General features: G+C 70.8%; 3 protein-coding genes. 2 read left to right on the forward strand and 1 reads right to left on the reverse strand.

Features of this window, described 5'->3' with window-relative positions; all coding sequences use genetic code 11:
- The coding region (gene nudC, locus D7X74_RS41435) for an NAD(+) diphosphatase (protein ID WP_120538410.1) at nt 1–794 on the forward strand (794 nt) is incomplete at its 5' end.
- 128 nt (nt 795–922) lie between these two features.
- A complete protein-coding gene (locus D7X74_RS41440; RefSeq protein ID WP_120538411.1) occupies nt 923–1,615 on the forward strand; it encodes a radical SAM protein in 693 nt (230 codons plus the stop codon).
- Between the two features lie 16 nt (nt 1,616–1,631).
- On the opposite strand, the gene D7X74_RS43430 is transcribed toward D7X74_RS41440, so the two are convergent.
- The coding region (locus D7X74_RS43430; protein ID WP_158622374.1) for a hypothetical protein at nt 1,632–2,164 on the reverse strand (533 nt) is incomplete at its 5' end.

Raw genomic sequence — 2,164 nt, forward strand, 5'->3', positions numbered from 1 at the left:
CGCGCGACACCGCGCTCCTGTTCCCCGCGCGCGGCATGGACCTGCTCGTGTCCGACCGCGACGGCACCCTCGCCCTCCCCCGGTGCGCGGACCTGCCGGAGCTTGCCGCCAGCGCCCACTTCCTGGGCGTGCTCGACGACACGGACTGCTACGCGGTGCCCCTGCCCGGGGACTTCGCGCCGCCCGAAGGGATGAAGTTCGTCCCCGCCCGCTCGCTCTACAAGCAGGTGGACGAAGCGACGTTCGCCGTGGCCGGCCGCGCGCTGTCCATCGCGGAGTGGGACCTGAGCCACCGCTTCTGCGGCAAGTGCGGCACCCCCACGCAGCTCGTCGCGGGGGAGCGCGCCCGCCGCTGCCCGGTGGACCACACGCCCTACTACCCGCGCATCTCTCCGGCCGTCATCGTCCTCATCACCCGGGGCGACCAGATGCTGCTGGCGCGCAACGCGACCTTCCCCGAGCCGTTCTTCAGCACCGTCGCTGGCTTCGTGGACCCTGGCGAGTCGCTGGAGGAGACCGTCCTGCGCGAGGTGAAGGAGGAGGTGGGCGTGGACCTGAAGGACCTCACCTACTTCGGCAGCCAGCCGTGGCCCTTCGGCCGCTCGCTCATGGTGGGCTTCATGGCCGAGTACGCGGGCGGCGACGTCACCGTGGACGGCAAGGAGATCGCCGAGGCCCGCTGGTTCGACGTGGACGACCTGCCGCGCATCCCGCCCCGGCTGAGCATCGCCCGGCACCTCATCGACACCTTCATCGACCGGGTGAAGGCCCGCCGGTCTCCAACCCACACCTAGCCTCCGGGAAGCAGCCGACCGACCTGGAATTCCCGGCCCCCCGGGGCGCGTTCGTCCCGGAATGGCCACCGGGCTTGACCCACGGCCCCCGGGTGCGCTTGATGCGCCCCTTTTCCGCAAGCACGCCCATGCCCGCCGCACGCCCGCACATCGAGCCCCGTCGCGTCCCCACCGCCGACTCCGTGGTGGTGAAGGAAATCTACCTCTCCCTCCAGGGTGAGTCCTCTCACGCCGGCCTGCTCTGCGCCTTCATCCGCCTCACGGGCTGCCACCTGCGCTGCACGTACTGCGACAGCGAGTTCGCCTTCCACGGCGGCAACCGCATGAAGAACGCGGACATCGTCACGCAGATCCTGGCGTTGAACACGCCCGCGGTGGAGGTGACGGGCGGCGAGCCCCTGCTCCAGCCTGGCGTGTACCCGCTGATGGAGTCGCTGCTGGACGCGGGCCTCAAGGTGCTGCTGGAGACGAGCGGCGCCATCGACGTGCGGCTCGTGCCCCCGGCCGTCCACAAGATCGTGGACATGAAGACGCCGTCGTCGGGCGAGTGCGACCGCAATGACTACCGCAACCTCGTGTCGATGAACGCCAACGACGAACTCAAGCTCGTCATCGGTTCGCGCGAGGACTACGAGTGGTCACGCGCGCTCATCACCGAGCACCGCCTGGGCACCAAGCCGTACAGCGTCCTGTGCTCCACCATCTTCGACAAGCTCCACCCGCGCGAGCTCGCCGAGTGGATCATCGAGGACCGGCTCCCGGTGCGCTTCCAGCTCCAGATGCACAAGTACCTGTGGGACCCCAACGCGCGCGGCGTCTGACGCGCGGCCCGGACCCTCAGGACTTCATCCGGAAGAAGTACAGCGAGAAGACGGCGAGCGCGGCCCACAGCGCCACGCCCAGCAGGTTCAGCGCCGACAGGATGCGCAGGGCGCGCGCCAGCCCACCGCCCGAGGACGCTTCCGCGCGGGCCTGACGCCCCAGCTTCCAGGTGGAGAAGCCGATGCCGCCCACGCCCGAGGCCAGCGTCCACCCCAGTTGCAGGAGCGTCGCCTCGACCCCGCTCAGCCTGCCGGGCCGGGTCGTCCACGACAGGTGGATGAGCGGCGCGGTGAGCAACAGCAGCCCCAGGATGTTGGCCACCAGCAGCGCCTGCCCGGCGCGCCACGGCCGCGTGTCCTGCCAGCGCCGCTCGGCGCACGGTTCGCAGTACGCCGTCTCCTCCAGCACCTCCGTGCACGCGCCGCACAGGAAGCCGCCGCAGCGCGCGCACAGGGCCACCGCGGACACGGTGGGGTGCTGGCCACAGCGGGCATCCGGAAGGACGACGGCGGGCGCGACCATGTGGACGGGGGGGGACGCTAGAAGCC

The sequence above is a fragment of the Corallococcus sp. CA047B genome, from assembly GCF_003612065.1.
Taxonomy (GTDB): domain Bacteria; phylum Myxococcota; class Myxococcia; order Myxococcales; family Myxococcaceae; genus Corallococcus; species Corallococcus praedator.